The following is a 24,309-nucleotide window of genomic DNA, read 5'->3' on the forward strand; positions in this document are numbered from 1 at the left end:
CCCGGTCGGGCGCCGTGTGTCCGCTGTGCCGCCGTCAGCCTGCCGTGTCCAACGGCTTGTCGCTGTCCTGCCGCCGGGCCGCCTCCGTGGCCACCGCGGCTCCTGCCTTGCGGCTCGTCCGCCCCTGCGCTGGCCGGGCGCACTGCTGGGCCGCTTCACCACCGTGTTCGTCCTGCTGCCGCCATCCTGCTGCCGCGGTCCGGCCGCAGTCCGGCTTCCGGGCGGCTTCCTGCTGCGGGTGCTTCGCCGCCGCGTTTGCCCGCCGGGCCGTTGCCGGGTCGCTGTGCCGCTCCCCGTCCTAGAGCCGTCCCGCCGCCCCGCGCCGCCCGCCGCTGCTCCTCGTTGTACCGCGCGCCGTCCTGTCCTCGTGTTGGGCAGGTGCCGGCCACTGCGCGGTGGCGGTGCCGCCGTCCGCGCCCCGGTTGCTGCCGTCCGCCGTGCCGTCGTCGCTCCCCAGTCTCGGCTGCCGCCGTGTCGCCGCCGTGCTTCCGGCCGCGCTGCACCGGGGTTCTGATGTCTCACCCTCGGCGTTCCGCCGCCAGGTGGCCGCTGGTTTCCCGGCACCGGCCAGCCGCGGCGGGCCGAGCTCCGGCAATGCGCCGCCGAACCTGGCCGTGCCGCGGCGGACGGCCGCCGGGCGGCGTCTCAAGGTCGGTGCCCCGTGCCCGCCGCTCCCTCGCTTTGCCGCCGCTGTGCTGGTGGGGCTGTGCGGCTCCCGTCGCGCGGCCTCGGGGGCCGACCTCCGTCGTGCCGCAGTCGTCCTGCCACCCACGGGGACCCGTCGCAACGCCGTAGCCGCACCGTAGGGTGCCGCCACTGGCCGTTGAACTGCCGCTGTGCCGTCGTCCGGTCTCCCGCCGCCGCTCGTGGGGCCGCGCCCGACTCCAGCCCGCTTCCCGCCCTCCCACAGCTGCCTCCGGGCTTGCGGTCCCGTTGTCGGCCGCGCACCGCTCTCGTGGGGCCCGCCGTTCCGGCCGCCGCCGTCCCGCTTGTGCCAAGGACACTTCCCGGCCGGGAGTCGCCCGTCCGCCGCCTGTGCTCCCCGGCGGCGCCGGACCCCGCTGTCTTGCCGCTGTCCGCCGTCCCTTAGCCGAGTTGCCGATCCCCCAGCCGTGCCGCGCCGCCGTCCCTCCGGAGGGTCCTGCCGCGCTGCCACCGCCGGGAGGCCGTAGCGTTCCATCTCCGCTGCTGGGGCCGCCGAGCCCCGACCCCGCGCCGCTCGCGCCAGCCGCCACCGCGCTGATTTCGGTCCCGTGCCGGGTGCGCCGTCGCGCCGCGCTGTGTCGCGGGCCGGTGTGGTGGTTTCTACCGCCGTGCCGCCGGGCTGCCGTGCCCCGCTGTCCCGCCGGACCGTTGCGCGCTGCCGGATGGTCGCCGTTCCCTGGCCGCGTGTCGGGGTCTCGCCGTACGGGCTCCCCCCGTCTCTGCTGTGGCTGGCCCCCGCAGTGCTGCTGCCACGAGCCCTGCGTCCAGAGGCCCTCGCCGCGGTGTTGCCGCCGCTCTCCGGTCTGTGCCGCGTGTCCATTGTGCTTGCCGCCGGTGCTCTGCCGAGCTGCGCGCCCGTGGCTGCTGGCTGGTGCCTCTCGGCCCCCGTGCGCCTTGCCGCAGACCGAGTGTGCAGCCGGGCCGCTTCCCGCCGCGCCCGTCCTGCCGCCGCCGCTGTCCGTCCCAAGTCAGCGTCGCGGCCGCCGTTTGGCCTTTCGGCGGCCTCTTCCTGCCGGTGCTTGCCGCTGCGGCCACCCCGCCCGGCCGCCGTGCCGCTGTCCGGTCGCTGTGCCGCTTCCTGGTATTTGCACCGTCCCGGCCCGCCGAGTGCCGCCCGCCGCCGCTTCCTGACGTCTGTGCGGCGGTCATACGCTCGAGCCTGGCGGGTACGCGGCCGCGAATTCGACGAGTGGTATACCGGCCGCACGCCCGATGAACACCGCCCGCTGGGACATGACGGTGTCTGCCCTTGGCGCTAAGGGCAGGCCGGCGATCACCGACCTGGGTGCTTGGCCAACGTGACTGGGAACCGCCTCAGTCACCGCCGATGCCCCATGGCATGCTGGTTGATCTTGTTTTGCTCGTTGCTGTGCCGGGGGGTTGTTGCGTCGTGGGTTACACGATTCCTGAGGGCGTCGACACGATGCTCGACGTCGTCGGTGTGGGGTGGCCCAACATCGACGAGGACGCGTACCGGGACATGGCCGACGCGTTGCGGGAGTTCGCGGACGACGCGGACAGTGATGCCGGGACGGCGCACGGGCATGTCCAGGCGCTGCTGTCGACGGGGCGCAGCGAGTCGCTGGCGGCGTTGGACCAGCACTGGAAGAAGGTGCAGGGCAAGCACAAGGATCTGGGTAAGGCGGCTCGCACTATCGCGGGGGCGCTGGATCGCGTCGCGGACATCATCGTCGCGCGGAAAATTGCTGCGGTCGGGGAGCTTACGGACCTGGCCGCCACCGTTGGGATCACCTTGGCCTTGGCGCCGGTGACAGGAGGCTTGTCGACGCTGATCGGCGGGGCGAAGATCGCCGCGACACGGATCGCGTTCAAGAAGATCCTCAAGGAGATGGCGGAGGCGGCGGTCGCCGAGATTGTGGCAACGCTGACTGAACCGGCGGTCGCTGCGTTGGAGAACGTGGCTGCTGATCTTGCGATCCAGACGGCGCTGAACGTCACCGGTGTCCAGGGCGGGTACGACGCGGGGCAGACCGCCCAGGCGGCGAAGGACGGTATGCAACTCGCATCCGCGGGCAGCGCCGGGGCCGGCGCGGGCGGCGGACCGAAGATCGACCACACCGCGCACGAACGTGCCGGGCTGCACCTCAACGGCGTGCAGGTCTCTATGCGAGACAAAACCGGCTCGAAGCTCGGCAAGGCCAAGGGCCATCACGGTCGTGCCAAGGGCAGGGACTCGCTGACGGCTGTGTTGGACAAGACGATCGACGGCGTGATGCAGAAGCTCACCAAGGCGCTGAACGACATCGGCCGACACATCGGCAAGACACTCCCCAACGCGCTGACCCGCAGTTCGAGGATGCACAAGAACACCGATCTCGACGTCCGCGACCGCATTAAGAAGATCACCGCCGGAGGCGGCAAGACGGAAGAAGGCGGCGCCGGAGGCCGCAGCAGTGACGCGGATCGCGGCCGTCGTCCTGGCCAGGACCGGGGCCGTACCCGGCCCACATTGCGGGACGCTCTGGACCGGCCCCGCGAGCTGGCGATCTCTCTGCGCAAGCGTCGCTGCAAGACCGACCCGGTGGACGTGGCCAGCGGTGACATGGTGCTCTCTCACACCGATCTGGCTCTTGCCGGGGCGTTGCCATTGGTGCTGCGCCGCACCCATATCTCCAGCTACCGATACGGATACTGCTTCGGTGTGAGCTGGGCGTCCACGCTCGATGAGCGCCTAGAACCATGCGGACCGGGAGCAGCATGGGCCCGCGAGGACGGCTCAGTGCTTCTCTACCCGACGTTGCCCGCGACGGAAGGTGAAAAGGTGTGGCCCGTCGAGGGGGAGCGGCTGCCCCTCACCTTTGTCGAGCGCAGTGTGCTAGGTGACGTCACCTACGCCGTCAGCGAGCCACGGTCCGGCCTGAGGCGGTTTTTCACCGGCAGCCCATACCACGGTGACCGCCTCTACTGGCTGAGGGAGATCCAGGACCGAAACGGCAATGGCTTGCAGATCGCCCGCGATGAGGACGGCCTGCCCACCGCGCTGATCCACGATGGCGGCTACCGGGTGACGGTGAACTGCGATGCAGACCTGCGGCGTGTCACCGGTATCGCGCTCCAGACCCCAAACGGTCCCGTGCAGGCCGTCACCTTCGGCTACAGCGCAAGAGGCCACTTGGAGGCCGTGACCAACTCCTCCGGGCTGCCGCTGCGCTTTACCTACGACACCGAAGGCCGAATCACCTCGTGGACGGACCGCAACACCTCCACCTATCAGTATGTCTACGACGCGGATGGCCGGGTCAGTCGCACCGTCGGGCCGGAGGGATTCCTGTCGTCCACGTTCGCGTACGAAAGCCCGGCGGCGGACGGCCACCGGGTAACGCGGTTCACGGACTCCACCGGCGCCACAACAGCCTTCACCGTCAACCCCACCATGCAGGTCGTCGCCGAAACTGACCCTCTGGGCCACACCACCCATTACGAATTCGATGCCCACGACCGACTCCTCGCACAGACCGACGCCCTGGGGTACACCACTCGTATCGAGCGCGATGCCAACGGCAACGTCGTCGGCGTGATAGCCCCCGACGGGGTGCGCACCACCGCTGCATACAACACCTGGCATCAGCCGATAGAGGTCACCGAGCGCGGTGGCGTGCGGTTGTGCTACACATACGATGACCGCGGCAACCTCGCCTCCTCCACCGACCCTTCGGGCGCGCGCACAGAGTACGAGTACAACCACCTCGGGCACCTGATCGCCGTACGCGACGCCCTGGGTCACACCACGCGGATCACCACCACCCAAGCCGGCCTCCCGAAGACGATCACCGCGGCTGACGGAGCGACCCTCGCCTGCGAGCGGGACGCCTTCGGCCGCGTCACTGCCATTACCGACCCGGCCGGCGGCATCCTGCGTCAGGCATGGACCGTGGAAGGCAAGCCAGCCTGGCGGGAGCTTCCCGATGGCAGCCGCGAGGAATGGGCCTGGGACGGGGAGGGCAATCTGGTCAGTCGTACCGACCGCATGGAGCGCACCCACACGAGCAAATCCGGCCACTTCGACCAAGTGACCTCAACCAGCACTGCAGACGGCGAATACCGCTTCACTCACGACACCGAACTGCGCCTGGTCAAAGTCACCAACATGCAAGGCATGGAGTGGCACTACACCTACGACGCCGCCGGTCGGCTCACTGCCGAGACGGACTTCGACGGGCGCACTCTCACCTATGAACACGATGCGCTCGGCCGGCTCACACGCCGCACTAACGCCGCCGGCCAGTCCCTCACACTCGAACGCGACGTCCTGGGGCGGGTCACCCACTTGCGTCACGACGACGGCTCGGTTTCCACCTTCACCCACGACGCGGCCGGACACGTCTCAGAGATCACCAACCGCCACGCCAACATCCGGCTGGAACGCGACGCGGCCGGACGCGTGATCACGGAGACGGTCAACGGGCGCACCCTCACCTTCTCCTACGACATCCTCGGCCGACGCATTGGTCGCCGCACGCCGTCTGGCGCCACCAGCATCCTTGAGTACAGCTTGGACAGACTGTCCGCCTACACCGCAGGCGACCACTCGTTTGACTTCCAACACGATGCCCTCGGCCGGGAGACCGCCCGGACAATCGACGGACACCTGACCCTCACCCACACATGGGACTCCGTCGGCCGCCTCACCCGTCAGAACGTCAGCGCACCCGACACCGACCTCGTGACTCGGGCGTTCACCTACCAGGCTGATGGCGCCCCAATACGCATTGACGACATCATCACCGGTCCGCGCACCTTCACTTTGAACTCCGCCAGCCGCATCACAGCGGTCCAGGCACGCGGATGGAATGAGACCTATGCATACAACACGCTCGGAGACCAGACCCACACAAGCCTCCCGTCACAGGCCCCCGGACAGCACTCCACCGGTGCGCGAACCCACGAAGGGACCCGCGTCAGCTCCGCCGGTCGTACGCACTACACCTACGACACCCAAGGCCGCGTCACCCGCCGGCGCACCACCACCCTGTCCGGCAAGCAACTGGACTGGCAATTCGAATGGGACGCCGAAGACCGTCTCACGCTCGTCGAAGCCCCTGGAGGGGCCACGTGGCGCTACCTCTACGATGCCCTCGGCCGCCGCCTCGCCAAACTGCGCCTGAACAAGCACGGGGAACCTGAGGACACCACCATCTACTGCTGGGATGGCGCCCAGCTCGCCGAGCAGTACAACGGCCAGACCACGCTCGTGTGGGACTACGCCGGGATGCGACCACTGTGCCAGAGAGAAGCTAAGACCGGCGCTCATAAGGAGATAGACCGGCGCTTCTTCGCGATCGTCACGGACCTTGCCGGCAGCCCCAGCGAGCTGATATCTCCCGACGGCGAGGTCGCCTGGCAGGCCCGCAGCACCGTCTGGGGCGCGACGCAGTGGAAACGCGGCAGCATAGCCTACACCCCCTTGCGCTATCCGGGACAGTACTTCGACCCCGAAACAGGCTTCCACTACAACCTCAACCGCTACTACGATCCCGACCTCGGCCGGTACCTCAGCCCGGATCCGCTCGGACTGGCGCCCGCTCTTAACCACTACGCCTACGTTGCGAACCCCCTCACCCATGCCGACCCGCTCGGCCTTGCAGGCTGCGAGCAGGACCCCACATGGGGTGGACGCGTCAAATTCACCCAGGACGAGCACGGACGCCCCTACGAAATGAACGCGATCATCACCAGGGACATGTTAGGGGAGGGCACTGAAGCCAGAAACACGCTCAAGCCACCGGGCTTCCTCGGCGGTGACTACAACCAAGCCCGCGGCCACATGCTTGCTCGCATGCTTGGAGGGTCCGGCGACACCCTAGACAACCTTTTCACCATAACCCAGAACCCGACCAATACCCCCGAGATGCGTGACTGGGAACAAAGCATCCATGACGCGGTCAAGGACAAAAACAAGATCGTCACTTACAACGTCTATCTCGAATACAGTGATGACCTAGCCGACTCCGTACCGAAGACCATCCAGCTGGAAGCCTCGGACCAGCACGGAAATATGCTGGTCGAGAAAATTCTCGACAACCCCGCGCACGCACAGCAACAGCGACACCGGCGAGGACTACTTCCATGACCAGCCTCAACGAGCTCACCCTCCTTTGCCCGCCTCCGGCCGAAGCCCCCGCAGTAGACTGGGACGCGGTGGAGAACAACCTCGACATGCGCCTGCCCAGGGATTACATGGACTTTGCCGCCATCTACGGTCCCGGCGCTTTCTGTGAATATATCCGCATCTACCACCCCCTCGGCGCGACACGGTGGGTCGACATCACCGGCCCGATGCCCACGACCATCCGCAACCAACTGCAACAGGCCCTCGACCAAGGGGCCGCAATCCCTCACAATCCACAACGTCTCTTCGCTATCGGCGTAACCGACAACGGCGAACACCTCTTCTGGATCACCGACCCCCAGGAAGCGCCCGACACTTGGCGTATCGTCGTCAACGAAGCACGCGGATCACGTTGGTACACCTTCGACGGAACACTCACAGAATTCCTCATCGCCGTCCTGACCGGCCGCACCGATGTACCCATGTTCCCTCGGGACCTTCTGCACCAGGGCGTGTCTTTCTCGCCCTCCCCGCAACGAATCGGCATGGCCGAGACAGCACCTCGGCAACCGGCCGCCATCGACACGGCCGCCGTCCGCAGGTGGGCACGAGATCATGGGCACAACCTGCCTGAACGAGGTCGAATCCCCGGCCCGATCATCGAAGCCTGGAAGCAGGCTCATGGTCGGTAACTGTCGGCGTATTGGTGCCGAACGTATCGGCAGGCGAAGGAAGAAGGACCAGAGCTGAACGACGCAGTGCGTCACGCGTCCGTGAACCCGCCATCCCGCAGGGCCAAGAAGAAGTGCAGCCGCGCGCCGGGCTCGCCCGGCTCCCGGGCGGTGCGGTCGCCAGGCGGAGAGCAGCGCACCGTTCTACGAGCAGCGCCTGCACCGCGTACGCGGTCGCATCGTCGCCGGCGGCGACCTCCACCACTGCCAGCCCGGGGCGCGCCACGTGGGCGTCCACGATGCTCCTCATACCGGACACCAACGCACCGGCGCGGGACTGCGGTTGCGGTCAGGCGCACCGGTCACCCGGCCGGGTGACCGGGTGGGGCTCACGTCGCGGGCACGACCGGCTTGCTCACGCGCAGGGCACTGGCCTGCCCCTTGGACGGCGCACTCGGCGAACACGGCCATCCGAAGCCGGCTGCCGGCCGCGGGCACGCACACGGGCAGGAAGCCGACCAGCCGCACCTCGTCGACCGGGGCGGTTCAGGCGGTGAGGACATGGTGTGCGGCTATGCGGCGGCCTCCCCACTGCGGCGGGAGAGTGGCGGGACCGGCCCGGCGTGTCAGTGGCGCGTCATGGGATGACCCCCGCCATCGCCGACCGGGAGTCGACCCGCATGAGTTCACGGATTCCCCTGCCTCCTCCGCTTCCGCCCAAGATGACGCCGGAGCGTGCACGTCATCTCGCCCTGACCGCACGGATCGCCGAAGACCAGCGGGCTGCCGGGCAGCGCCCCGGGCAGGCACGCTGCGGCCGACTGCTGCGTGACGGCGTGCGACGGTGCACCCTTCTGGCCGCTGCCCGGCCTTGTCGGCTGCGCCCGCCACCTGGACGACGAGGAGTGGCAGGACACCGTCGACTAGCCACAGGACTACTTCCGCGACGTCCACGGCTGCTGCCTGAACCTGACGGTGGAGCAGCAGGCCGACCAGCAACTCCGGGAAACAGAACCGCCCGCCTGCCATTCCCGGCCCTACCCGCGTGCTGTCCCCTGCCCGGCCAGGATCCGGTCGACCTGCTCGTGACCTGGCACGCCAACGCTGCGCCGCATGCGGGCACCGCTGGCCAGGTGACCTGGTGGTCGACCACTGCCACCAGGCCGGGCTCGTGCGCCGCCTGCTGTGCGCCGTCTGCAACACCGCCGAGGGCACCGCACCCCCGCGGCACCCGCGGTGGCTGAGCTACCGCGCCCTCACGCCCGCTCTCATCCTGGGCGTGCATCTCCTCTACAACCGGGTGGTACGCCGTCGCCTGTCTCCCAGGCTCTCGCCCATGCGGACCAGCACGGCCCGGCCTGAGGTAGCCGCTCGTTGCGCCGCTTTCGGCAGCAGCAGGGCCGGACGCCTTCGGGGATGGCGCGTGTCATGACGTGCCCGTAGCCGCGCACCGGTTCGGCTGGCACGCGTCGCCGGACCGGCTCGCTGTAGGTCATCGCCGGCGCAGGTCGAGGCCGCGCTCGGCGGCCAGGGCTAGCAGGGCGGTGACCGTCATGCCTTCGCGCAGCCGGCGGCGGACCTGCTGGCCGCCCAGGACGATATCGAGGGCGGCGGGCCCGATGCCGAAGACCTGGCACCCGCAGCGCGGCGGGCCGGCGCACAACGCGCCGCCTTTGACACCCGCCAGCCTCCTTGCCCGACGACGTGATGGTCGGCCCGCCGCGTCGGGTTTGGCGGTACCTACTGCGTCGCAGGGATGAGGCAGAGAGTGTCGAACGCGTCCGGGCCGAGGCGTCGGAACGCAGGGAGACTGCATCAAGAGGAGGCACTATGAGCTGGATTCAGCCGGTTGCCAACGGGCTGCGTACCGATCATCCGTTTCCGGGGCTGCCGTTCATCAACGACGAGCGGCTGCCTCTGGACAAACCCGACGCGATCGAGCGGACCGGCCGCAACCAGGGTGAAGGGCTGTGGGGCCGCACGGACCCCTTACCCGGCGGGGGGTGGGTGGCCTTCACGACCGAAACGAAGAACCGCGCCTACGCCTGGGCTGTCCACCAGCACCCCATCCACGGCCGCACCGTCCTGCTCATCCACGACCAGGACATGAGCTCCCTGCACCACAACTGGATGTACGGGCACAACGGGTTCCTCTACCGGCACGGCGGCTACTGGTGGAACGGAACCGCCTGGCACCGGCCGGGCCTGGTCGTGGACCGCGCCTACGAGAACTACGACACCCGCCCGGTGGAAGACGCCGTCACCGTCACCGCCGCAGACCTCCTCCGCCGCCCGGGAAACCCGCACAACGCCCGGATCGCGAAGATCGCCGACTTCACCGCCCTCGAGGAACCGCTGCCGCACTGGGACGACCATCTCGCCCTGTGGGCCACATTCCGTCTGCCCGACTCCGTGCAGCTGGAGCGATGCGTCATCGACCTGCGGGCACCCGAGCTCGAACCGGACCGCCTCGTGGACCGGTCAGGTCTGGCCCAGGCCGCGGGAGTGGCACTTGACGACCTGCCCCACCCGACATACGGGCGTCGCAGTCTGCCCACCGCCCAGCTCGAAACCGCCCAGGGCCCCCGCTGGTCCCAGCCCGTGGCCCGCGACTGGGCCGAGGAACACCACAGGAGCGACCGACTGCGGACGCTGCTGTCCGGCACGACGACGTTCGGGACCGAACAGCCGGCCGGCCTCGTCGCCGACCACAACCACCTCACAAAGATCATCGGCGACAGCCTGGAGGACGCCGACCGCAGCCGGAAGAAGCGCGGCATGCTCGGCAAGACGAACCATGAGGAAACCGCCAAACAGCTCGCCTGGTGGCCCGCGGTCGCCCTCAGCGACGACACCGACGGCTTCATCCCCGTCACGGCGCTGCGCACCACCCTGGTCGAGGCCGTCCTCGGAGGCCTCGCCGACGACATCGAGCGGGCCGGTAGGAAGAACCGCTCCCGCGTCTCGCTCGGGGACATCCGGCACGACGTCGTCAAGCTCCTTGACTGGTACATCCTGCGGGAACCCGACGGAACGCCGTCGCTCTTCGGCGAGATCTGCCTGACCGCCCGTTTGCGCCTCGGGCTGCCGCCCAAGGACGTCGGCGACCTCCTGCGGCACTCCCTCCACCTCGACAGCCAGCTGGACGGCGACACGGTCGACGCCCTGATGGATCTGGCACTGCCCCCCTCCGCAACAAGAGCCGACGACCGCTGAACCTCGCCCGCCGCGACCACGCCCGGCCAGCCAGGGGAGCCCGAACCGCGGAACCCGGGATCACCGGAGCAAGCGCGGGGCTCGCCACCCGAGGAGATCAGGTGGTGGGGCCGCCTTGGAACGAACCCGGCGCGGGGTGCCGGAGGGCTACCCGGCGTCCAGGACGCCGAGTTCGGTGTCCGGCCGGCACACCGGGCACGCCGGCACCCCTTCTGCCAGCGCCCGGCGTGCCGCGTCCTCCGTCACCCCGGGAGCCTTCCGGCCCATGCCGCAGGTGCCGACGTGGACGCTCGTCGGGGCGCGGCCGGCGCCGGGGCTGCGCTGGATCCGGTAGTCCGGTGTCGGCGGCGGCGCGGCCCGCCGCCGCGCCGCCGCCTGCTCCGCCTCAAGCGCGGCGATCCGCTCCTCGACCTGCCGCAGCACGAGGCGCAGCCACGTCCGCAGGACCACCAGGCGGTCAAGGTCCGGGGTCAGCCCCTCGTGTTCGCTCATGCGTTCGATTATAGGAACGGGGCACTCCGGATCCGACCCGGGCCCGCCGGACGGTCACCGTCGCCGTGGTGCGGGCGCCGCCCGAGCCAGCCCGCCGCTGACCCGTGGCCGGCGACCTCGCCGGGCCCACCCCGCTCGGCCCGGCCAGCCCGGCCCGGCCCCAAAAGAAAAGCTGGGCTTTTCTTCGGAGTGGCCCGGGGCCGGGGTCCTCGCCCCGGCGAACCGCCGGCCTGGCCCTCGGCGGCCGGGGCTCACTCCTCGAGCCGGGGCACGCCGCCGGCGTCGATGTCGGTGCGGACGCGGTGGAGAGGGCCGGATGGCGCCACCGACCGGCCGCGTCCCGCGCGGTGTCCACGGCCACCTCCAACACCACTTCCGGTTGCACCAGGAGCACGTCGAGCACGCGGGTGGTCCCCCACCCGGCGGCAAACGTCCACCCCTCCCACGGATGCCCACCCGCCGGCGCCGGGATGAGCCGGTCGGCCAGCGCGCGGCTGGCCGCCTGCGAGGACGTGGTGGTGCGGCCGACATACCGAAGCCGGCCCGCGGCGTCGTAGCGGCCCAGCAGCACCGTCCGGGGCGCGGCCAGGGAACCGGAGACCGCGCCCACGATCGCTTCGGTGGTGGCCCGCACCTTGTACTTGTGCCACGCCCGCCCACCGCCCGTATACGGCTGGTCGAGTCGTTTGAAGCACAGGCCCTTGACCCCGGCCGCCGTCCACGTAAGCCACTCCGTGGCTGTGGCCGGGTCGGTGGTCGACGGATGCAGCGTGAACGGCGCCACCAGACCCCGACCGGCGAACAGCGCCTCCAACTCGGCGCGGCGCCGCGCGTACGGCATGCCGGTCAAGTGCAAGCCGCCGGCGTGGACCAGGTCGAAGGCGACGTAGTGCGCCGGCCACTCCCGGCCCGCCTGCCGCGGCCGCCCCGCGCTGGCCCAGACGTTGCTGGAGGCGCTCGAACGCCAGCCGGCCGCCCTCCCACACCAACCACCAAACGCTGGCAGCCACAGGTCCGGGCCAGGGCCCGCAAGGCCGCCGCCACCTCCGAGGGCCTGGTGGTGGACATCCGCGCCCGCTTCGGGTTCACCGCGGCCCCGGCAGCACTGACGACGCACGCCTACGCCACCTCACCCTCGCCCTGCCCCCGCAGCACACAGCCCGCCTCCTCGACGCCCAGCCGTCGGCGCCACCGAAAGCCGACTCCGCCACCTCGCCGCCGAAGCTCTGGGAGAAGCGCACTTCCGCGACCACGACCGATGCGCGGGGTGGTCCCCAAGTCCAGCTGACCGACATCGAGGACATAGTTGGCACCGAGGCTAGACTTGTTGTCAGTGGGAGCTGCCGTTGAGAGCGTAGCGACGCCGGGTTCTGGCTCATGCGACGAGGCGGAAGGTCAGGTCACTGGGCGGGCTTGGCCACCGGCTGCCTTTCGCAATGCGGTCTCCAGCCGGTCGCGGGCCGCGGTCTGGGCGGCGATCCGTTGGTTGAGGACCGCGAGCCGCTGCCGCGCGACCCGCAGGCGCTTGTCCGAGGGCGGTGCCGCGGCCACATCGCCATCCAAACATGGCAGGAACACCCGCACGTCGTCCAGGGTGAGCCGACGGCCAGCAGATTGCGGATGTTGCGGACTCGCACCACGGCCAGCTCGTCATAGACGCGATAACCGTTGGAGGCCCGTTCGGAAGCGAGTAGTCCGGCCAGCTCGCGGGCGTGCCCACGCTTGACAAAGCCTCGGTGCTGGTCGGCGGCATAACGCAGATGTGCCGTGCGCACCGGCGGGCGAGACTGGGCGAGCCTCAAGTGCTGGGGGATGATGCGATCGCCTCGCCCGGCCTGCGTTGGCCGGACGAGATCCGTGACCTTGGCCAGCTCGCCCCGGCCCCGGCCGCCGTGGGCGCCGAGGAATCGATGAGGCGCTCGCGCTTCAAGACCGTCGGCCAGGCTGTCCCGCCGCCAAACCGCCTGGCGTCTTGCTCTGCCGCTGCCTTCTGCCGCGTCTATCTGGCTGTCGTACCGCAGGGCGTGCAAGAGGACCGACGCGCTCGTCCGCCACTATAAGGGCAGCACCAAAGCAGTCGCGCAGCTCCTCGGCGTCTCCCAGCGCACGGTGGAGCGCTACGTCCGCGACCAGATCAAACGCTCGCGCGCCGACCTGATGATGTCGGCTCCCAAGGTCATAACCGGAATCGGAAGCCGACATCACTCACGAGGCCGAAGGGACTAACAGCGTCCCCCAGCCCCAGGCGATGCTCGAGGTTCATCCTCGAGGAGCACCTGGTTACGGGCGGGCCAGCGCCCACACCCAGGTACCGTTGGCCAGCTTGAGAGCCTTGCAGTAGTACTCCGGGCCGGCCACATTGGCTGCGGTATTGCAAGACTTGGCGCCAGCGGTTGTGTACGGGTACCACCGCACTACGACCTCGGCCAAAGCGGGTCCGGCCGTCAGAGCCACAACCGCGGCGGCGGCACCGATCGCCGTACTTACACGCACTGCGGCGCGCTTCACCGTGGATGTCATTGTTAAATCCCCCTCCGGTAAACAACTGGGCCGTGATCATGACATGAGTGGAGCCTGCGCAAGTAGATGTTGATTCAGCCAAACCACCCTCCCCGCCGCGCGCTCACCCGCCGCCGGTCGCCGTGGTCGTGGCTGCCGGCGCCCCCGTCCGTCCGTCGCGCGCCGTCGTCCGCCCCGGTTCCTGCCGCGCCGCGGTCTGCGGTACTGGGTGTTGTTCCTCCGGGGTCCGACCGCTTGTCGCTACGCCGCGGTGCGCCCGCCGTTTCGCCGAGCCGCCGCTGTGTCGCCGACGCTGCTTGAGGGCCGGCCCGGCCCCGCGCCGTTCGGCCGCTGCCGCTCAGACCCCGCCGGCCCGCCCGCCACGCCGTCGGGGCCCGGCGGCGCCGATACACCGTCGCCTCCGAACCACACCTGATCTGCCGCCCAGTCGCCCAGCCGCTGCCACGGGCGCAGCCGCCTGAGCGGCGCCGAGGCCGCCGTCGTCATCATCGTCATCGTCCTGGCCGCCGCCCTGGTCGCGGTCGCGAGGATGGCGACCCTGGAGGCGCTGCAGCTAATCGGCGGCGCCGGTCTCACCGCCATCCTCCTGGTGGTGGTGATCACCGGAGTCCCGAACAGGAGGGTGCGGGCCACGCTGCGCGCCGTTGTGGCGCCGGCCGTGTAGGGGCGGCGGAGTCGATGGGCCGCCCCGAGAAGCCGCTCACCACAGCCAACAGATCGCTGCGCGCACTCCAGGAGTGGCTGCGCGCCCAGCGGGCCCGCACAGGGCACGACTACCGGGCCCTGTCCGCGCGGGCCGGGTACCACGCGACGACCCTGCAGCGGGCCGCTTCGAGCGAGACGGTCCCGCCGCTGCCGACCGTGCTGAGCTATGCGCGGGCCTGCGACGCCTCCCCGGAGGAGGCGCGCTGGCTGTGGCGGCGGGCCCGTCACGAGCAGACGCGGCGGGCGCGCGGAGGGCGTGAACGGCACGCTCCGCGTCCTGAGCTCGTCCGGGACTTCGCGGAGCTGGTGGACGCATTGATCGATGTGTACGAAAAGGCTGGCTCCCCGCCGTTGCGCCGGATGGAGCGGCGGGCCGGTGGTTACGGTGCCCTGCCGGCGAGCACCGTGCGCCGCATCTTGAAGAAGGAGGCGGTACCGCAGACGATTGATCAGTTCGCCGCCTTCCTGCGCGTCTGCGACGTACCCGAGAGCGACCTGACCGCCTGGGGGTTCGCCTGGGCTCGGGCGTGGCGGTATGAGAAGGGCACCGACGAGTGGCACGGTACCGTCGGGCCGCGCCCTGCCTATTGGGAGGGTGACGTCGCTGTGGAAGGCGCTATCCGTCGGAAGAGAGACTCCCTTGACCCGGTCCGTCGGACGGACGGCTCCGCCGCCGTGTACGTAGATCGCTCGCGGACCCTTGGCCAGGCGAAGCACTCGGAGGTCGTCATGACGCGCCGATGGTCGCGGCGGCAACCGGTCGGGAGTCGGCCGGTGCAGGGGATGCTCTTCCCCGGCGACCCCGAGTAGGCACCCCCTCCCTGACTGAACCTTTACGGAACAGACCCACCGCCTTCTCTGACAGCCATGGGTCGGTCGACGTCCGTACGAAAGGTGCGGAGCGCGGCGCGGCGCCGCCCCCGGCCGGGAAGGGGCTGGGGAGCTGGTCTGTTCCGTAAAGTTCAATATCGGTACCAGGCCCCTCGTGCGGACCTCTATCCTCCCGGCATGACGACCGCACGCCGCCCCTTCTCCGTACGCGCCGGCCTCACCGCAGCCACGCACGACGGGCCGTACGAGGGCGCGCCCCAGCACCTGGAGGCGCCGCTGCAGCAGTGGGTGCTGCACGCGCTGACGCTGCCGGGCGGCATGCACTATGACGTCTTCACGGCCAAGACCGTCTGCCTGCGGCTCCGCATCCCGGCGCAGCCCGGCTCGGACCCCGACTACGTCTCGCCGCTCACCGCCGCACGGGGCACCGACCTGCTGGACGTCATCGACGCGGTCCTCTGTGTCAGAGCCGGGTGGGTGCGTAAGCACCACCAGCAAGCCGCGGACGCCGTGTCGATCGCCGGACTCAGCCACATCCTCAACGAGGGCGGATCCGCCTACCGCGTCATGGACGACCACGCCGGCCTCGAAGAACGCGTCACTCCCGCCGCCCGGGAAGCGGTCCGCAGGACCATCGCCGAGGCGCAAGCGGCCACCACCGTCGGGTCCGCGGCCGACCACCTGGACACCGCCTGGCGCGCCGCGTACGGACGGAACCCGGACCCGGTGCGCGCCTACAGCGAAGCCATCAAGGCCGTTGAATCTGCCGCCCAGTCCGTCGTCCAGCCCAACCACCCCAAGGCGACCCTCGGAACCATGCGCGGCGAGATCCGCGGCGCCCGGAACAAGTTCCGCAGCGCCCTCCACACCCCGGCCGGCAGCGACCCAGTCGCGGCCGTAGAGGCCATGATGTCGGCGCTGTGGGGCGGGCAGACCTCGCGGCACGGCGGGCAGGCGGCAACCGTGGCCGAGACTCTGGACGCCGCCCGAGCAGCCGTCCACCTCGCTGCCACCCTCGTTCAGTGGTTCCTCTCCGGGGCGGTAATGCGCACCCCCTGATGCCCCTCGGAGGCGGTTCGGCGGGCGGTCCCGGGTAGGGCGCGCCCGCCTCTGCCCGGCCCGCGTCCGTTCTGCGCCACCGGACGGGTACCGGCACCACACCGTCGGCGAGGGCGCCGTCGTTGGGGAGGCGTAAGGCTTTTCGAGACGGGCGCCGGCTGCATCAGGGCCAGGCCCGACCTCGCCCGGTTGAGTCCTCAGAGGCTGCGGCCGGGCTTGACCCCGGGCTCGGTACTGGTGAACTCGCGTATTCAACTGTCGCGAGTACTGCTACCCAAGCGGTCGTTGTAGTCACTATGTGTGCCGGGGCGTCGCAGGGACATGGTCTGCGCTGTGCAGCAACTCGCGTTCCGGTCGTCGGGGGCTAACCTGCTCTCATGCCGGAGAAGGTGCCCAAAGCAATCAAGCGTGTGAGCAAGCAGGACCTGGTAGGACTGAGTTCGAAGAGCGAGCGCCTTAACCTCGGCAGGGGACGTGAGCCAGGATGGCTTGATCAGCACCTAGCGGACGATGCGACGGGGTCTCTGCGAGCGATCCTTCTTGAGCATCCCCCCAAGGTCTGTTACCGCTCCCTCGTCCTGATCAAGCGAGCCGACCGGGAAGTCGAGCACTTCCTGCTCGACGTGCTGCCGGAGGACTTCGACCGGCTTGAGGACCTCGACGGCGAGGCTTTGCTGACGTTCACGCGCTGGGCGTTGATGCAGATTCCGTTGAGTCCCCTTCCGGCGGAGTAGCAGCTTCAGTCGGCTGACCGCTGGTTCAGATAGTGCCCCGTGGTGTCCAGCCCGGTGGTGACCGCCAGTGGTCACCAGAGGCGTATCGGCTCCAGGTGCCTCCGGCCTCGGAGGCCAGCTTGGCCGTGGTAACGCGGTGGTAGCTCAGAGCCTCAGCGACGACCGGGGCGGGCATCTCCAGGACGGGCTGCCGGATCGCGGCGGTGCGGCCGGCGGTGGTGGGGATGCCGATGTCGTTGAGGAGCGCCGCCAGGACGCCGGGGTGGAGGGGTTGCCCGGCTCGGCGGCCGGGGAACAGCCACCGGCAGGGCGCCAGGGCAAGGTCGCCGAGCCGGTCGGCGCGATGGTGATCCCGGCCCCGCGCGGCGGCGTGCTGTTCGCCGTCGGCGGCCGGGACGGGGAGCTGTACGTCAACGGGCAGGCCCTAACCCGGCAGTGGACCGACGAACTGCGCACCCAGGTGCCGAGCTGTCCACCGACCTGGACCGCCTCCAGGCCGGATCCGGCTACGGTCGCGTGCCGTCGCTACTCCGCGCTGCGCACCGCCGCGTCGCGCCCGCAACCGGTGGTTGTGCGGCCGGTGCACAACCGGGCGGCGGCCGCGACACGGTGGCAGCCGAGACAGGCGGTCCCAGCTCCACCGCCGGGCGGATCGTGCCGCCCACCGTGGGTTGTGGCGCCGTCGCGTGGCTGTCCCTGTTCAGCGCGCCGTCGGTTCTCCGTCGTACCGCCGCGTGTCGGCAGCTAGCCGCCCGGCCTCCGCCGCCCGCGCTGCCGTGCCGCCATTGTCCCGCCGGGCACCGCCTGGCGGCCGCCGGCTTCCGGCGTCGCCCGGCGCCGGTGCCGTGCATGGCTGGGGGGCGCTGCCCGGTCTCTCTTTGGACACGCCGTCGTCCTGCCGCCGCTGCCGCGCCGCTGGTCTCCGGTCGGGCGCCGCGTGTCCGCTGTGCCGCCGCCGCCAGCCTGCCGTCGTGCTTGCCGCTGAGCGGCTTCCCGCCATGTTCGTCGTGCCAGCCCCGGTTCGCCGCGGCGTTCCGAGCCGGTGCCGGTGCCGGTGCCGGTGCCGGTGCCGCGGCCGCCGTCCGGTCTCCGGACGGCCTTATGCCGGTGCCTCGCGCCGCCGCGGTTGCCCGCCGGGCCGCCGCCTCACTGTCCGGACGCCGTACCGCTCCCCGTCGTAGGGTCGTCTCGTCGCCGCGCGCCGCTGCCCGCCGCTGCTCAAACAGTGGTCCCACTGGGGGCTCGTGGCAGCTGTGGCGCCGTCGACCCGGGCCGTGCGACGCTGGCGGGCGCCGCCGGTCCGCCGCCTGGGCCGCCGTCCCACCCGCTCGGTGCTGTCCGCCTGTCTGTCGGCCGTCCCGCCGCCGCTCGGCCCGCCCGGGCCGCTGCCGTCGCCGCGTCCCCCGCTGCGGCGCCCCCGCCGCCATGCCGCTGCCGCCCGCGGCACCGCCAAGCCGCTGCGGGCGCCCCGGCCGCGGCGCCGAGTCCGCCCCCGTCGCCCCGCCGCCGGGCCGCCCGCCCGCCGCCTGGGGCGTCGCTGTCCGCCCCCGTTGCGGCGCTTCCGCCGCCGTGCTTGGCGTGCCGCCCGGGGTGCCGGGCCGCCGGGGCGCCGTCGCGGCCTCATGCCGGCCGCCGTGTCGCTGGCGCCCGTCCCGTCCCGACTTTGCTGCGGCCGGTCGGTGACCGCCGTGGCGCCGCTGCCGCAGGCCCCGGGTTCACCAGCCCCCGCCGGACTGCCGCCGTTCCGGGGTCCCGCCGTGCCGCCGCCGCTGTCCCGCCGGGCACCGCCTGGCGGCCGCCGGCTTCCAGCGGTGGGCCGCGGCTTTGCCGCCGCCTGGTCCTGCCGCCCGAGGTCCGCCGCGGCGTGTCGTTCTTGCTCCGCCGCCCGCTGTCTACCGGCACTGTGCCGCTGTGCTGTCGCTGCGCCGTCGGCCTGCCGGTCGGGCTTCCGTGCAGGCCGTTTGCGGCCTCGGGTGCCGCCACCCGGTTCCCGGCTCGGAGCTCGCCGGGCGGCGCCGTCTGCCTACCCGTCTGCGCGGCAGCCTGCCTGGTCCCCGTCGCGCCGCCCGCCCACCGCCCGGGGCGTCGCCGCGCGGCTGCGGCGCTCCCGCCGCCGCGCCGCGCTGCGCCGCCGGGGCCGGTGCCGTTGCATCTCCGGCCCGCGCCGCCGCCGTCCCGCCACTGCTCCGCCGTTCCGCTGCCCCGCTTCGGTTCGGGCGGGCCCCTATCCGGAGTCCAGGACGCTGAGTTCGGTGTCCGACCGGCACACCGGACACGCCGGCACCCCATCGGCCAGCGCCCGGCGCGCCGCCCCCTCCGACACCCCGGGGCCCCTCCGGCCCATGCCGCAGGTCCGAGGTGCACCGCGGTCGGGGTGCAGCCGGCGCCCGTTGCGCCGCTGCTCCGCTGCCTCGCCGTGCCGATCGCACGCCGCCCGTCTGCCACGTGCCGTCGTGCTGCTGCCGCGGTCGGCCCGCCATATGGTTTCGCCGCTGTCGGGTCGCCGTGCCGCTTGAGTGTCGGCCCGGCCGCGTGCCCGCCACGGCCGCCGACCGAAGCCCGGATGGGCACTGGCCGGTCGGTCGGGTGCAGGGCCGCCCCGCCCGTCCCCGCCGCTGCCCGGGGCGTCGCCGCGCGGATGCTGTCCTGCCCCTGCCGGCCCGCCGCCCCGTTCCGCTGCTGCTCGGGCCGCGCCGGACCCCGTTGTGTTGTCGTTGTCCGCCGCTCCTTACTGATCGTTTCAGAATGCGGTTCGGAGGCGTCGCAAGCAGATGATGCTGCAGGCGAGTTGGAGTAGGCCGAGGTGGAGGTCGGCACGTATCTCGTAGCGGATCCGCAGGCGTTTGAACTGATGGAGCCAGGCGAAGGTCCGCTCCACGACCCAGCGGGTCTTGCCCAGCCCGGAGCCGTGCGGGGTGCCGCGCCGGGCGATCTTCGGTGTGATGCCGCGAGCCCGCAGGATGCGACGGTACTTGTCGTAGTCGTAGCCGCGGTCGGCGAACAGCCGGCCCGGTCGATGCCGCGGCCGCCCGCGGACCCCGCGGATGCGGGGGATCGCGTCCAACAGCGGCGTCAGCTGGGTGACGTCATGCCTGTTTCCTCCGGTCAGAGCGACGGCAAGGGGGGTGCCGTGCCGGTCGACGATCAGGTGGTGCTTGCTGCCCGGCCGTGCGCGGTCGACCGGCGAAGGTCCGGTATGAGCCCCCCTTTGAGGGCCCGGACGTGCGAGCCGTCGACCGCGGCGTCGTCCATGTCCAGCAGACCGGCCTTGCGCAGCTCGGCCAGGAGGACCTCGTGCAGGCGGGGCCAGACCCCGGCCTCGGTCCAGTCCCGCAGCCGCCGCCAGGCCGTCACCCCACTGCACCCGGTCCGCTCGGCGGGCACGTCCCTCCAGCTCACGTTCTTGCGCAACACGTAAACGATGCCCCGCAGAGCGGCGCGATCGTCGGCTGGCAGGCGCCCGGGATACCGATGACGCCGCGGCGGCCGGGGCGGCAGCAGTGGAGCGATTCCCACAGGTCATCAGGCACAAGATCATCCGACACTCGCACCACTCTGCCGTCACCAGACCCGACCGCCAAGCCCCTACGCCGAACTCATCCTGGAACGATCAGTTGGAGTCTGAGCGCAGCCCCAGGGAGCTGTGCTGAATCACGTCGGCCGGGGCATCAGCAGAGCGTGACTTTCGACGGGTCAACTCCACCAGCCTCGCGCGGAGCTCCGGCGCTGGTTCGCCAAGCACGATGGCAGTGATCACTAGCTCGAGCATGACGCAGTCGTAGGCGTCGTCCGTGCCTCCGTAGCGTTCGCCATCACGCTCTACCACAGCACTGGCGATCCGCCATCCACCGCCATCAACCGGTGCGAAGGTCGCCGCGAAGACTCCGTAACCGGTCCAGCTTCGATGGAAGAAGACGACCTCACCCTCCGTGAAGACGTCCCACATCTCGTCCATGTCCTGCGCCCCGTAGCCACGCTGGATTCGCTCCCAGTCCTCATCTGACCAGATCCGCTGAGGCAGCTCCGACATCGGCCGAGGATCTGATATCGGCTGGACACGACACATGGACCGAGTTACACGTTCGTCAGCAGGCATGGAGCGATCTTACGGACGAGGCCGAGCGCGACAGCAAACTTCTCGTCACCCTCATTGTGAAACGAGCTGTTAGTCGTGTTGCCGATCTCCCAGCCGTGCCGCGCCGCCGTCCGTCCGCCGCGCTGCCGCCGTCGGGCGGCCGTAGCGTCCCCGTCTCCGCCGGTGAGCCGCTGAGCTGCTGAGCCCCGGCTCCGTGCCGCCCGTGCCCCAAGCCGCTGCACGCCACCGCGCCGTGCTGCCGCCGTCCGGACGCCGGTTTACCGACCGCACGCTGCCAAGTTACCGATCCCCGTATTCTGCCGTGCCGGGCGCCCCGTCGCGCCGCGCTATGCCGCGGTGGCCGCCCATCGCCCCACCGTCGCCCGATCCCCGGTCGCGCGCCGCCGTTCTGCCGCCCCGCGCTGTGCCGCTGTGTCGCCGGGCGGTTGTACGCCGCCCGCTGCCCGGCCCGCTCCCGGCTGCGCGTCGGTCGCTGTCTCGCCGTCTGGTCTCCCGCCTCTGTGGCGTCCGACTTCTGCTGCGGTCGGCCGGTCCCCGTCGTGGTGCTGCCGCAAGCCCCGGGTTCGAAAACCCCTGCCGCCGTACTGCGGCCGCCTGGGTCCTTGCCGTGCCGCCGCGCCGCCGGAACGCCGGGGCCGGACCGGGCCCACTGCCCGGCGTCTTGCCGCGCCCGGACATCCCGCCGCCGCGCGCCCGCCGGGCAGCCGCCGCTCCCCGGTCGCCGTCCTGCGGCTGCTACACCCCAACGTGCCGCCGGACAGCATGCTGTCCCCGAGGGGGCGTGCTCCGTGGTCTGCTCGCCGGCCGGTGACGTTGACGCCGGGTGGCCGACCTCACCCCTTCGTGGCAGCCCGGCCTGGCCTTGGGCCGTCCGGTCGTCATTCTCGTCGCGTGTCCACGCCTCACCTCCCGGCCGACGCGATCCGCGGCGCGTTGGCCGGGGCGGGTGCACCGCCGTCCCTCCGCCTTCCCGGCGGGGCTGTGGGTCGGGCCGCGGTCGTCCGCCAGCCTGTGCCGCCCGCGGTCGCCGTCCCCGCGCTGTCGGGCGCGCGCCGTCCTGCCGCTGTGTCGCCTCATCTCTGCGGCTGGGACTGCAATCGTTGTTCCGCCGCCCGCCGCCCGCCGCCCGCCGCCCGCCGCCCGCCGCCCGCCGCCCGCCGTGCGTCCGGCCCGGACGTCCCCGCCGCCGCGCTGTCTCTGAGCGGCCTCCGCCCCGCTGCTCCGCCGTCGGCCAACCGGGCTGCCGCGCGTCGCCGCGTCCCCCTGTTCCGTCGCCGGTGTTCACTCTGGCGTGCTGCCGTCGCAGGGGCAGCGTCGCTGTCGTCCCCGGTCCGGTTACCACCTCGCGGCCTGCGCCGAGGACCCGGCGCCCGGGCCCGTATTGTTTCCGATCGGGGTTGTTGTGCCCCATGGCGCCGGTTGCTGCCGCGTCTGCCGGATACCGCCCTCGGCCCGCTCGCTGGCCGTGACTCGTCTTCTGCACCACCCCCATTGTCCGTCCGGGCTGCTGGGTCCCTGAGCTGCCGCTACCTGGCGTCCCGCCGCTGTCCCGCGTGCGGCTACTGCAACCCGGCCGCGCCCCGGCCGCGCACTGCCGGGTGGCCGCCGAACTCCTGCTGCCTTCGTCCGCCGCCGTCCTGCCGCCTGTCTGCCGCGTCGCCGTCGGCGTGCTGGCGCCCCCGCTGGTTGCCGGGTGGCCGCCGGGCCGCCGCCACTCGCCCGCCACCGCTGCGCTTCATGCCGGTGCCGTCGGCCTCTCGCCATGCTGCGCTGCGCCTGCGGGGCGCCCCAGATCCGCGGCTGTGGGTGGCCGGGTTACCGCTGCCCCGCCGCTGCCCGGTCTCCCGCCGCTTTCCCTGGCCGCGCCAGCCTGAATCGCCGCCGTCCTGTGGCCGTGGCATCCCGGCTCCGTTGTGGGGTCGGTTGCTCGACATCCCGTCGGCCGTCGCGGGCGGCGGCCCGGACGTTCCACCGCCCGCAGGCCGGGCCGCCCCCCGGTGTGCCAGCCGCCGTCCCTCCGGGCTGCCGCCGGGCTGTCATCAGGCACTGCCCGCGGCCCCTGTGCAGTGCTATCCGGCATCCCGAACGCCGAGCCCGGTGTCGGGCCGGCAGACCGCGCACGCCAACACTCCCTCGGCCAACGCCCGGCGCGCCGCGTCCTCCGGCAGCTTCCCGGCCCTGGCTGTCTGTCGGACGCCGGCCGACCGCCACACCGGCGTCCTACCGGTGCTTGTTGGTGTCGTTCGGGGTCGCGAGTTGAGGGCTGCCGGAGAGCGGTGACATTCGCGTCCGGCCAAGGTCCGCTTCCCGCCCGGCGGGCACCTGAGAGGAAAGTTCGGTTGCTGCTCCCGCCTGGCGGGACGCCGGGCTGATCGGACTTTTCTTGCAGGTCAGAGCCGTGTGGCGTGGTCTGCATGACAGTGGATATCAGGGTGATCCGGGCCGGTCAGATGTACCGCTACTACCTGCGCGAGACCGTCGTCGGTGACGGTCGCCGTCCGGCCCGCACGCCGCTGCGCGCCGCCCAAGAGCAGGCCGGTGTCCCGGTCGGGCGCTGGATGGGCCGGGGGCTTGCCGTGCTCGGGCTGGCGCCGGGTGAGGAGGTCACCGAGGTGCAGCTGCGGAACCTGTTCGGCGAGCGGGGCCGCCACCCGTACGCGGACCGGATCGAGGCCGACCGGCTCGCCGCGGGCGACTCCCCGAAGAAGGCGTTCAAGGCCGGCGCTCTCGGACGCCGTGTGACGGTCACGGGCGTGGACTTCGTGTTCCGGCCGCAGCCGACGATCTACCTCCTGTGGGCGCTCGGGGATGAGGAGACCCGTCTGGTGATCGAGGCCGTGCACGAGCGGACGATCGAGCGGGTGCTGGAGTGGATCGAGGACGAGGTCGCGGTGATCCGGTACGGCAAGGACGGGATCTACCGGGTGCGGCCACCCGGCGGTCTGATCGCCGCCCGCTTCCGCCACTACGAGGCTCGCTCAGGGCGGCCCTTGCTGCATGACCATCTGCTGCTGTCGGTGAAGGGGCAGCGCCTGGACAACTGGCGCCGCCTGACTCCTGGTTCTGCGAAGGCCTGACCCTGGCCAACGGCGGATTGTGGCACCTCACATGGCGCGAGCACACGGCCGTCTTCCGGGATGCCCGGCCCTTGGAACGTTTCGGCTCTGCGACGGAGTCCGGGCAGCGGACTTGTCCGGCCTAGCTACAGTC

General features: G+C 71.3%; 18 protein-coding genes and 4 pseudogenes. 12 read left to right on the forward strand and 10 right to left on the reverse strand.

The features are described from left to right. Positions 1-2,044: 2,044 nt before the first annotated feature. Both LPA54_RS17115 and LPA54_RS17120 read left to right on the forward strand, forming a co-directional pair. Positions 2,045-6,796, forward strand: coding sequence for an RHS repeat-associated core domain-containing protein (locus LPA54_RS17115; protein ID WP_228978581.1), 4,752 nt, complete (start codon positions 2,045-2,047; stop codon positions 6,794-6,796). Then, positions 6,793-7,467, forward strand: coding sequence for a histone-like nucleoid-structuring protein Lsr2 (locus LPA54_RS17120; RefSeq protein WP_228978582.1), 675 nt, complete (start codon positions 6,793-6,795; stop codon positions 7,465-7,467). Before LPA54_RS17115 ends, LPA54_RS17120 begins: the two co-directional genes overlap by 4 nt. Here LPA54_RS17120 and LPA54_RS17125 read toward each other — a convergent pair. Then, a complete protein-coding gene (locus tag LPA54_RS17125) occupies positions 7,433-7,756 on the reverse strand; it encodes a DUF6207 family protein (protein WP_228978583.1) in 324 nt (107 codons plus the stop codon). The two genes, LPA54_RS17120 and LPA54_RS17125, sit on opposite strands and share 35 nt — an antisense overlap. Positions 7,757-8,491: 735 nt before the next feature. Between LPA54_RS17125 and LPA54_RS43030 the strand changes: the two genes are divergently transcribed. Continuing rightward, complete coding sequence (locus LPA54_RS43030; RefSeq protein WP_368857867.1) at positions 8,492-8,878, forward strand: endonuclease domain-containing protein; 387 nt, start codon at positions 8,492-8,494, stop codon at positions 8,876-8,878. A 60-nt stretch (positions 8,879-8,938) separates the two neighbouring features. Here the strand turns inward: LPA54_RS43030 and LPA54_RS17130 are convergent, their stop codons facing one another. Further along, on the reverse strand, positions 8,939-9,109 hold the full coding sequence (locus LPA54_RS17130; RefSeq protein ID WP_228978584.1) for a hypothetical protein: 171 nt from the start codon (positions 9,107-9,109) through the stop codon (positions 8,939-8,941). A gap of 167 nt (positions 9,110-9,276) precedes the next feature. Here LPA54_RS17130 and LPA54_RS17135 point away from each other — a divergent pair, with 167 nt between their 5' ends. Next, entirely contained in the window at positions 9,277-10,662 is a 1,386-nt protein-coding gene (locus LPA54_RS17135; protein ID WP_228978585.1) for a hypothetical protein, read from the forward strand. A gap of 147 nt (positions 10,663-10,809) precedes the next feature. On the opposite strand, the gene LPA54_RS17140 is transcribed toward LPA54_RS17135, so the two are convergent. Further along, a complete protein-coding gene (locus tag LPA54_RS17140; protein ID WP_228978587.1) occupies positions 10,810-11,154 on the reverse strand; it encodes a DUF6233 domain-containing protein in 345 nt (114 codons plus the stop codon). After that, positions 11,120-12,010: a hypothetical protein gene (locus LPA54_RS17145; RefSeq protein ID WP_228978590.1), complete on the reverse strand. Its 891-nt coding sequence runs from the start codon at positions 12,008-12,010 to the stop codon at positions 11,120-11,122. Before LPA54_RS17145 ends, LPA54_RS17140 begins: the two co-directional genes overlap by 35 nt. A gap of 138 nt (positions 12,011-12,148) precedes the next feature. Between LPA54_RS17145 and LPA54_RS17150 the strand changes: the two are divergent. After that, positions 12,149-12,504, forward strand: a pseudogene (locus LPA54_RS17150) (hypothetical protein); the annotation flags it as partial. A gap of 45 nt (positions 12,505-12,549) precedes the next feature. On the opposite strand, the pseudogene LPA54_RS17155 reads toward LPA54_RS17150, so the two are convergent. Beyond that, positions 12,550-12,914, reverse strand: a pseudogene (locus LPA54_RS17155) (MerR family DNA-binding protein). Between the two features lie 283 nt (positions 12,915-13,197). Between LPA54_RS17155 and LPA54_RS17160 the strand changes: the two are divergent. From LPA54_RS17160 to LPA54_RS17175, 5 genes and pseudogenes are all read left to right on the forward strand, one after another. Further along, positions 13,198-13,311: pseudogene (locus LPA54_RS17160) on the forward strand (XRE family transcriptional regulator); the annotation flags it as partial. Between the two features lie 892 nt (positions 13,312-14,203). Further along, positions 14,204-14,338, forward strand: a complete 135-nt coding sequence (locus LPA54_RS42340) for a hypothetical protein (protein WP_267487232.1) — start codon at positions 14,204-14,206, stop codon at positions 14,336-14,338. Positions 14,339-14,352: 14 nt separating this feature from the next. Beyond that, entirely contained in the window at positions 14,353-15,189 is an 837-nt protein-coding gene (locus tag LPA54_RS17165; RefSeq protein WP_228978591.1) for a helix-turn-helix transcriptional regulator, read from the forward strand. A 198-nt stretch (positions 15,190-15,387) separates the two neighbouring features. After that, positions 15,388-16,269, forward strand: coding sequence for a hypothetical protein (locus LPA54_RS17170; RefSeq protein ID WP_228978593.1), 882 nt, complete (start codon positions 15,388-15,390; stop codon positions 16,267-16,269). A 377-nt stretch (positions 16,270-16,646) separates the two neighbouring features. Continuing rightward, entirely contained in the window at positions 16,647-17,003 is a 357-nt protein-coding gene (locus tag LPA54_RS17175; RefSeq protein ID WP_228978596.1) for a hypothetical protein, read from the forward strand. 2,224 nt (positions 17,004-19,227) lie between these two features. Here LPA54_RS17175 and LPA54_RS17180 read toward each other — a convergent pair. From LPA54_RS17180 to LPA54_RS43035, 5 genes and pseudogenes are all read right to left on the reverse strand, one after another. Continuing rightward, positions 19,228-19,347: a DUF6233 domain-containing protein gene (locus LPA54_RS17180; RefSeq protein ID WP_228978597.1), complete on the reverse strand. Its 120-nt coding sequence runs from the start codon at positions 19,345-19,347 to the stop codon at positions 19,228-19,230. 396 nt (positions 19,348-19,743) lie between these two features. Further along, positions 19,744-20,548: pseudogene (locus LPA54_RS17185) on the reverse strand (IS5 family transposase). 65 nt (positions 20,549-20,613) lie between these two features. Next, a complete protein-coding gene (locus tag LPA54_RS17190; RefSeq protein WP_228978600.1) occupies positions 20,614-21,033 on the reverse strand; it encodes a hypothetical protein in 420 nt (139 codons plus the stop codon). A gap of 1,625 nt (positions 21,034-22,658) precedes the next feature. After that, positions 22,659-22,838, reverse strand: a complete 180-nt coding sequence (locus LPA54_RS17195; RefSeq protein WP_228978601.1) for a hypothetical protein — start codon at positions 22,836-22,838, stop codon at positions 22,659-22,661. Between the two features lie 330 nt (positions 22,839-23,168). Next, on the reverse strand, positions 23,169-23,312 hold the full coding sequence (locus LPA54_RS43035) for a DUF6233 domain-containing protein (RefSeq protein ID WP_368857868.1): 144 nt from the start codon (positions 23,310-23,312) through the stop codon (positions 23,169-23,171). Between the two features lie 201 nt (positions 23,313-23,513). Between LPA54_RS43035 and mobF the strand changes: the two genes are divergently transcribed. Together mobF and LPA54_RS43040 are read left to right on the forward strand one after the other, a co-directional pair. Next, positions 23,514-24,176, forward strand: coding sequence for a MobF family relaxase (mobF, locus tag LPA54_RS17200; protein WP_228978603.1), 663 nt, complete (start codon positions 23,514-23,516; stop codon positions 24,174-24,176). 17 nt (positions 24,177-24,193) lie between these two features. Further along, positions 24,194-24,301 (forward strand): hypothetical protein, encoded by a 108-nt coding sequence (locus tag LPA54_RS43040; RefSeq protein WP_368857869.1) that lies wholly within the window; start codon positions 24,194-24,196, stop codon positions 24,299-24,301. Positions 24,302-24,309 lie beyond the last annotated feature (8 nt).

The sequence above is a fragment of the Streptomyces sp. DH12 genome, from assembly GCF_020873895.1.
Classification (GTDB): Bacteria; Actinomycetota; Actinomycetes; order Streptomycetales; family Streptomycetaceae; genus Streptomyces.

Excerpts from the sequence above, each read along its gene's own strand:
- LPA54_RS17115 (WP_228978581.1), top strand. The coding sequence starts at position 2,045 with ATGCTGGTTGATCTTGTTTTGCTCGTTGCTGTGCCGGGGGGTTGTTGC.
- LPA54_RS17120 (WP_228978582.1), top strand. The coding sequence starts at position 6,793 with ATGACCAGCCTCAACGAGCTCACCCTCCTTTGCCCGCCTCCGGCCGAA.
- LPA54_RS17125 (WP_228978583.1), bottom strand. The coding sequence starts at position 7,756 with ATGAGGAGCATCGTGGACGCCCACGTGGCGCGCCCCGGGCTGGCAGTG.
- LPA54_RS17135 (WP_228978585.1), top strand. The coding sequence starts at position 9,277 with ATGAGCTGGATTCAGCCGGTTGCCAACGGGCTGCGTACCGATCATCCG.
- LPA54_RS17140 (WP_228978587.1), bottom strand. The coding sequence starts at position 11,154 with ATGAGCGAACACGAGGGGCTGACCCCGGACCTTGACCGCCTGGTGGTC.
- LPA54_RS42340 (WP_267487232.1), top strand. The coding sequence starts at position 14,204 with ATGGCGACCCTGGAGGCGCTGCAGCTAATCGGCGGCGCCGGTCTCACC.
- LPA54_RS17165 (WP_228978591.1), top strand. The coding sequence starts at position 14,353 with ATGGGCCGCCCCGAGAAGCCGCTCACCACAGCCAACAGATCGCTGCGC.
- LPA54_RS17170 (WP_228978593.1), top strand. The coding sequence starts at position 15,388 with ATGACGACCGCACGCCGCCCCTTCTCCGTACGCGCCGGCCTCACCGCA.
- LPA54_RS17175 (WP_228978596.1), top strand. The coding sequence starts at position 16,647 with ATGCCGGAGAAGGTGCCCAAAGCAATCAAGCGTGTGAGCAAGCAGGAC.
- LPA54_RS17180 (WP_228978597.1), bottom strand. The coding sequence starts at position 19,347 with ATGGGCCGGAGGGGCCCCGGGGTGTCGGAGGGGGCGGCGCGCCGGGCG.
- LPA54_RS17190 (WP_228978600.1), bottom strand. The coding sequence starts at position 21,033 with ATGTCGGAGCTGCCTCAGCGGATCTGGTCAGATGAGGACTGGGAGCGA.
- LPA54_RS17195 (WP_228978601.1), bottom strand. The coding sequence starts at position 22,838 with ATGAAGCGCAGCGGTGGCGGGCGAGTGGCGGCGGCCCGGCGGCCACCC.
- mobF (WP_228978603.1), top strand. The coding sequence starts at position 23,514 with ATGACAGTGGATATCAGGGTGATCCGGGCCGGTCAGATGTACCGCTAC.